Source organism: Vibrio sp. Vb1554 (assembly GCF_033344235.1).
The window spans coordinates 1-1,232 of sequence record NZ_JAWPOJ010000270.1 but is presented as its reverse complement, the minus strand read 5'-3'; the positions used below and the strand labels follow the sequence as shown (position 1 = coordinate 1,232).

Annotated in this window: 1 protein-coding gene; it reads right to left on the bottom strand. The window is 44.6% G+C overall.

Features of this window, described 5'->3' with window-relative positions:
- On the bottom strand, positions 1–1,232 hold a 1,232-nt coding region (locus R8N28_RS25570; protein ID WP_318183705.1), incomplete at both ends, for an AsmA family protein.

Genomic DNA, 1,232 nt, shown 5'->3' with positions numbered 1-1,232 from the left:
TCTTCAACAGACCATCGACCGCTTCTTTGGTTTTCTCATCTTTAATTTTGTCCGTTAGCTTCTCTACGCCACGGTCAATTTCTTTCTGAGCTTTCTGTTTAAGAACATCATCGAATACGAGTTTGAATTTAGGGTCCGCCCACTTACCAGACACATTGATTGGAATCGTGATGTCCTTCAGCTCATCGATGTTTTTACCACCTTGGCCTTCTAGCGTACCCACAATTGAAGTACTGATAGTAAAGTCGACCGTCTCATTGATGTAGTTTGCACTGCCTTTACCACGCACACGTAGTAATGGTGACTGAGCATGCAAGTTGTCCGTTGATACCACACCTTTGTTTAGTTTCAACGTCGCGGTCATCGCACTGAAGTCTGTTTTCTTCACTTCGTTGGTACTTTCAACTTTTTGCCCTTTGAATCGCGCGTAGTTTTCACGAATCAATTGAGCAACGTTGATGCCATTTACCGCACCATCAGCAAAGTTAATCACTACCGTACCAGCAAGGTTCTGTTTGATACCTGTCGGCGTCAAACTGCTACCTTGGACATTCACGTCGATGTTACCCGTACCTTCTAGCTTGTCGTTGTTAGCAACATCAATCAGTAGCGGTTGAACTTTCACACCTTTGATTGATTTTTTCACGCTGTAAGTCGCTGGCGTCTTACGTGCATCTAGTCTTGCTGTTGCTGAAATTGTGCCTTGGTACAACTTCGAGCTAAATGATGTGAGGTCAAACACACCACGATTGACAGTGAAGCTCGCTTGTACCGCTTCCATTTTCGCGTTAGCCGCTTCGAACTTATCGATGGTGATATCACCTTTGACATCCAGCGTTTTCAGTGCTGAAAGATCCGGCTCAACTTCAGGCCCCGCGGATGCACTCTTACCACCAGAGGCTGGCATTTCGCTTGGTGGTGCTTGTTTATCCAAGCCTAAGAATTCATCTAAATCGATATTAGGGCTATGAAGGGCAAAACGTATTTTTGGAATGTCTCCTAATGTCACATCGGCTTTACCATCCAATGCAATCGCGTTTGCGGTTAACTTCTCTAGAATAAAGCTAAGGTGGCTTTTATTTAGGTCAAATGAAAGGTCAGAGACCATATCAACTTTCATTGGTGATTGTGGCAAAGCATCACCTTCAAAGCTTGATTTCAGCGTAAGCTTATTCAACAACACTTTGCTAATCGCTTGGTCAACCGTAAGCTGCCCACCGCCTTGCATGTCC